This is a genomic window from Actinomadura soli (genome assembly GCF_005889715.1).
In the GTDB taxonomy this organism is placed as follows: domain Bacteria; phylum Actinomycetota; class Actinomycetes; order Streptosporangiales; family Streptosporangiaceae; genus Spirillospora; species Spirillospora soli.
The window spans coordinates 1-5,334 of record NZ_VCKW01000390.1; the positions used below are offsets into that span (position 1 = coordinate 1).

Below are 5,334 nucleotides of genomic sequence, written 5' to 3' on the forward strand. Positions count from 1 at the left end.
GGGTCAACCAGCGCGGCATCGAGTTCGGCCAGTTCCCCGTCCCGGCCGACGAACATCGTCGTGCGGAGCGGCAGCGTCGACGAGTTGACGATGTTGCCGCCCACGGCCAGCGCTCCGGCACCAGACGCTTCAACCCGCTGGTCGCGCCGTTCGTGATCCCGTCCCGCCCCGCCGGGAGAGGTGCCACCCTGCCCACCGCTCACCACGCCTCCCGCAAATGCGACCCGGGCAACCGCGCCCGCGTCACACCGATTGTTCCGCGCTTCCCACTGACCCACCGCCACTTTGCCTTACCTGGCCGTAACCGTCCAATGGCATGGCACGGCACACAGGCGCCATGTCGACCAGGGGCCGCGAGCTGCAGCAGTGCAATTTCGGAAGACGGGATTCTTCTGTGATATTGCGAAATCGCCGGGCCTGGGAAGGGTTTTGTATATGGACCAAGGTCGTCAGCGTGTCCGCGTTATTTCTGGCGATCTTCTTACTGCCTCCGGTCACATGGAGCGTAGGAGAGTACGACAACTATCCCGGCTCGGATATTTCTACTCTTAATGCTCCGTGTGTCCACTGACCAGATGGCCCAAAGGAAGCCATCGGGTTACGGTGGCGGGCATGGGACCAGACGTCGAGACGGTGTTAAGGGAACAGATCGCCTACTACCGGGCCCGTGCGCCGGAGTACGACCGGGAGTACTCCGAGCGCAGCGATGACATGCGTCTCCTGCTGCCGGTGTTCGAGGAGCTTCCGGTCGTCGGGGATGTCTTGGAGCTGGCCTGTGGAACCGGTCAGTGGACGACGTTGCTGGCTCCTCGAGCGCGTCCCCTGACCGCTATCGACGCGGCTCCCGAGACGATCGCAATCGCGCGGGAGCGGGTCGCGCCCGCGAAGGTCGAGTTCGTGTGCGCTGATCTGTTCGACTGGCGTCCGGGGCGCCGGTACGACACGGTCTTCTTCGCTTTCTGGCTCTCGCATGTGCCGCCGAGTCTCGCGCCCGGCTTCTGGCAGAACGTGGCGGACGCTCTCGCACCAGACGGCAAGGCCGTCTTCATCGACAACGGGCCGGGCGAGGCCGCGATCGAGGAAGTCCTGGCAGGAGAGGCCGTCCCGGCGGTCCGGCGCCGGCTGGACGACGGCAGCGAGCACCGGGTCGTGAAGGTGTTCCATGAGGCCGGCCAGTTCGTCCGGGATCTGCGCGAGTGGGGCTGGTCGGGCGACGTACGGCCGGTCGGCCCCAACTTCATCGCGGGGACCGTCGAGCCGACGATCGGCAGCCGCGTGCCCCAGACCCGATGAGGCGATCTTCACTCGAGGCGCGCGGGAAGCCGTGGAGCAGATCGTCAGCTTCGAGCTGTGGGACGCCGAGCCGCCCCCGCCCGCCGCGATCGTCGCCATGTACGACGCCGCTCACTAGGTTTCGTCTGGTTCGCGGTGAGGGTCCGGTCGGACCAGGTCGTCTGAGGGGTTGAGCTGGATCAAGATCATCCAGTTTCTCTCCTCCTCTACGTAGGCGGCGCGGACGTTGTAGCGGGACGGGCGGAGGTCGATCGGCAGATGGTTGCCGGGTTCGGGGGCTGAGCCGGGCCAGGCCGAGTCGATGAGGACGGCGGGGCCGTCCACGTCCCAGACCAGGTGTTCCTCCCAGGGGGCGGTGGAGGCGGCCTTCCTGGCGGCGGCCACGAGTTCGGCCTCGGAGTCGGCCGCCGCCCAGCGCAGGAGGAGGCGTTCGTCCGGCAGGTAGGTGGTGGTGGCGGGCTCGTCGCCGAGGACGAGGCCGTCCAGGGACCCGACCTTGACGAGCCCGATGTAGCCCTCGACCGAGCAGGCGCGGCCGTAGTCGCCCCAGGTCTCGAGGGGGCCGTCGTCGTCGTCCGTCGCGCCGCCCCAGTGCGCGAGCTGGGACGCGGGCGCCAGGAGCAGCGGTCCCCCGCCGGACTCGACCCAGTCCACCGATCCGCCCTCCCTTCACCGGACGCGCCACCCTACGCCCCTCGTCCGACATTTCACCCTAACTTCCTTCTGACCTGGGCCTATGCGACGATGAAAGGGAGTTGCGAGAGCGGTCGGCACCGGGGAGTCGCTCTCTCCGGCGGGTCGGCCAGGAGGGGGAGAACGCCATGCGGAAGGTTGCTGACTGCCGGGAAACGCCCAGTGAGATGAACTGCACGCTCACGATCAGCGGCGAGGAGGACGAGGTCGTCCGCGCCGCCGCCGAGCACGCGGCATCGGTGCACGGGCACGATGACACGCCGGAGTTCCGGGAGGAGATCCGCGGCATGCTCAAGGACGAGCGGCCGGCCATGCGGTAACCGGCCGCCGCCCCGGCGATGAGTTCGGACGGGTCCGGAGGTCTGCACCTCGGACACCTGACCGTTCTCTCACCGGGAGGATCGATGACAACTGTTCCGTCCACGCTGCGGGTTCCCGACGCGCGCCTGCATTACGAGGTGCGCGGCAGCGGCCCGCTCGTGGTACTCGTCGGCGCGCCCATGAACGCGGAGGCGTTCGAGCCGCTGGCCGAACTGCTCGCCGCCGACCACACCGTCCTCACGACCGATCCCCGGGGGATCCACCGGAGCCCGGTCGACGACCCCGGGCAGGACTCGACGCCGCCGCTGCGCGCCGGCGATCTGGCCGCGCTCATCGAGCACGTGGACGCGGGACCGGCTGTGGCGCTGGGCTCCAGCGGCGGGGCCTGCTCCGTGCTGGCGCTCGCGCAGGCCAGTCCAGAGCGCGTCCGGGCGGTCGTGGCGCATGAGCCGCCGCTGGTCGAGCTGCTGGACGACCGCGAAGAGCTCCACAAGGGGACCGACGACCTGATCGCCACCTACCTCGACGGCGACGTCCTCGGGGCGTGGGGAAAGTTCATGGCGCAGGCGAACATCCAGCTGCCGCCGGGCGCGCTGGAGCACATGTTCGGCGGGGAGCGCGATCCGCGGCAGGTCGCCGACGAGCGGCGCTGGTTCGAGCACGAGCTGCGCTGGACCACGCTCTGGACGCCCGATCTCGCCGTGCTGAGGTCGGTGGAGACGCGGATCGTGGTCGGCATCGGCGAGGAATCGGGCGGGGAGCTCTGCGACCGTGCGTCCAGGGCGCTCGCGGGCGCGCTCGGCGTCGAGCCCGTGCTGTTCCCCGGCGGCCACATCGGGTTCACCGAGGACCCCGCCGCGTTCGCTGCCCGATTCCGTGAGGTTCTGGACGCTATCGGCTGATTTCCCGCTGTGGCCGGAAGTGGCGCTTTCGCCGTGGGAAGCGGCTCGGTGGACGCCTCAGACCCTACTCTGAGGCGTCCGCTTGGGACCGTTCCGGAGGTAGGCGCACATGGCGTTTCGCACGTTCCTCAGCTCGTTCGGCGTCAACGCACCGGAAGTCACGACGATCCTGGAGTCGGACGAGGTCAGGCCCGGCGGAACGGTGCACGCTCGGGTGAGCGTCAAGGGCGGCGGAGCCGACGTCCGGGTCGAGCGGATCGCCGTCCAGGTCGTCACCCGGGTCGAGGCGGCGGAGGCGACCGAGAAGAGCTGGGACAACCCCGGGGTGGTCGCGGTCCAGTCCCTCCCGGCCTTCGAGCTGGCGGCCGGCGAGGCCGGGGAGCACCGGGTCGCGATCGAGGTCCCGTGGGAGATGCCGATCACGCACGCCCTGGGCCGGCGGCTGCGCGGGACGCGGGCCGCCGTCCGGACGATCCTGGAGATCGGCAGGGCGGTCGACCGCGGCGACTTCGACGAGATCGCCGTGCACGCACTGCCCGCCCAGGACCTCTTCTTCGGTGCCTATGAGGCGCTCGGGTTCCGGTTCGACGAGGCGGAGGTCAAGACAGGCCGGGTCAACGGCGGACGGAACCAGACGTCGAAGTTCTGGCAGTACCCCGTGAGAGCGGCAGGGTAGACGCGTATCCGCAGGTCAGCGGCCGTTATGGCCGTCCAAGGTAGGTTCCGCGTCAACATCCTGTCACCTCACTACGTTTTCGCAGGTCAGAGCGTTGCCTTAGGAGCGGTCGGTGCACTGCCTGAGTCGTCCGTGGCGAACGCTCCATCGATGGCGTTGCGGGTCCGGTCGTCCTCCGCCGGGTACAGGTGGCCGTAGATGTCTGCGGTGACCTTGATGGAGGCATGGCCCATCCGGTCGCGGATGACCATCAGGTGAGTTCCGGCCGCGATCAGGAGTGAGGCGTACGTGTGGCGTAGCACGTGGAAGCACACCGAGGCAGCTAGCCCGACCGCGTCACGTGCCCGATAGAACGGTTGCCGCACGTTGTCAGCGTTCGCCGGGGTTCCGTTTCGCCGAGTGAACACAAGCGCCGTGCGATGCACCCTCTTTCCGTCAACGTCGCCGACTTCCTGAACCACCGGCGGGAACTCATCACGATGCGCCCGCAACGCGTCAGCGACCATGTCAGGCAGGGGCACCACCCGTCGGGACCGGCGTGTCTTGACCGGTGCCAGCAGCTGCTTAGGGGTCATCTGACGGTCTACGGTGACGGTCCCGGCGTCCAGGTCGATTCGGTCCCAGGACAGCCCTACGACCTCGGAGATACGCAAGCCCGTACCGGCAGCCAGCAGCACCGCCGCGCGCCAGCGTTCGGGCATCTTCGCCGCTACCGCGCACACCTGGGCCGCCGTGAGGACCTCCACCGTACGGTCGGGGATCTCCGGAAGGATGATGCCGACGCATGGAGACTCCGGAATCTTCTTGTCCAGGTTCTGCGCGGAGCGGAACATCGCCACGAGTGTCTTGTAGGCGTTGCGAGCCGACCCCGGAGCCAAGTCCAGCCCGTTGACGAACGCCTGTACGTCCTCGCGCGTTACGGCCCGGAGCTGACGCCCGCCCAGCGCCGGAACGATATACAGCCGCACGTTCTTCTCGTAGTTGAGGTAGGTACCAGTGCGTTTGGCCCGTGCCCCCTTCAGCCACTGGTCAGCGTACGCCGACACCGAGATTCGACCCGCTTTCGGGTCGATCGTGTACCCCTCATCACGCTGTCGCCGGAGCTTGTTGCGGAAAGGCTCCGCCGCCTTGAACGCGGTGAACGTCTCTGACGTCTGCTTTCCATTCGCGTCCCGGTATGGCACCTTGAACGAGTAGACGTCTTTCCCCGCTTCTTTGGAGGCACGGGCGTTACGCACCTTCCGAATACCGTCCCTCATCTCACCGTCACGCCATTCTCTGGCCATGACCACCAGCCTTTCCTTGACTGCCGTTGACACCATTTTATGCGTGTTGACACGCGGAAATGTTGACACAATGGCCCGCCGTGCGACCACTAATGGCCCCTTCATTTTCGCCGCTAAGGGTTGACGGCCACGTGACGGCGCTCCCGCCATTCCGTCCCCCGAC

The 5,334-nt window shown here is 67.8% G+C and carries 6 protein-coding genes; 4 read left to right on the forward strand and 2 right to left on the reverse strand.

The features are described from left to right. The first annotated feature begins 612 nt into the window (after positions 1-612). Positions 613-1,293, forward strand: coding sequence for a class I SAM-dependent methyltransferase (locus tag ETD83_RS38880; protein ID WP_138650184.1), 681 nt, complete (start codon positions 613-615; stop codon positions 1,291-1,293). 114 nt (positions 1,294-1,407) lie between these two features. On the opposite strand, the gene ETD83_RS38885 is transcribed toward ETD83_RS38880, so the two are convergent. Beyond that, positions 1,408-1,947: an Imm21 family immunity protein gene (locus ETD83_RS38885; RefSeq protein WP_138650185.1), complete on the reverse strand. Its 540-nt coding sequence runs from the start codon at positions 1,945-1,947 to the stop codon at positions 1,408-1,410. Between the two features lie 167 nt (positions 1,948-2,114). Between ETD83_RS38885 and ETD83_RS38890 the strand changes: the two genes are divergently transcribed. The 3 genes from ETD83_RS38890 (at position 2,115) to ETD83_RS38900 (ending at position 3,885) form a co-directional block, all read left to right on the forward strand. Next, complete coding sequence (locus tag ETD83_RS38890) at positions 2,115-2,306, forward strand: DUF1059 domain-containing protein (RefSeq protein ID WP_138650186.1); 192 nt, start codon at positions 2,115-2,117, stop codon at positions 2,304-2,306. Positions 2,307-2,390: 84 nt separating this feature from the next. Continuing rightward, positions 2,391-3,209: an alpha/beta fold hydrolase gene (locus ETD83_RS38895; RefSeq protein WP_138650187.1), complete on the forward strand. Its 819-nt coding sequence runs from the start codon at positions 2,391-2,393 to the stop codon at positions 3,207-3,209. Positions 3,210-3,318: 109 nt separating this feature from the next. Continuing rightward, on the forward strand, positions 3,319-3,885 hold the full coding sequence (locus tag ETD83_RS38900; RefSeq protein WP_138650188.1) for a sporulation protein: 567 nt from the start codon (positions 3,319-3,321) through the stop codon (positions 3,883-3,885). A gap of 86 nt (positions 3,886-3,971) precedes the next feature. On the opposite strand, the gene ETD83_RS38905 is transcribed toward ETD83_RS38900, so the two are convergent. Beyond that, positions 3,972-5,334 (reverse strand): tyrosine-type recombinase/integrase (locus ETD83_RS38905; protein WP_205718133.1); only part of this gene is annotated, 1,363 nt, incomplete at its 5' end.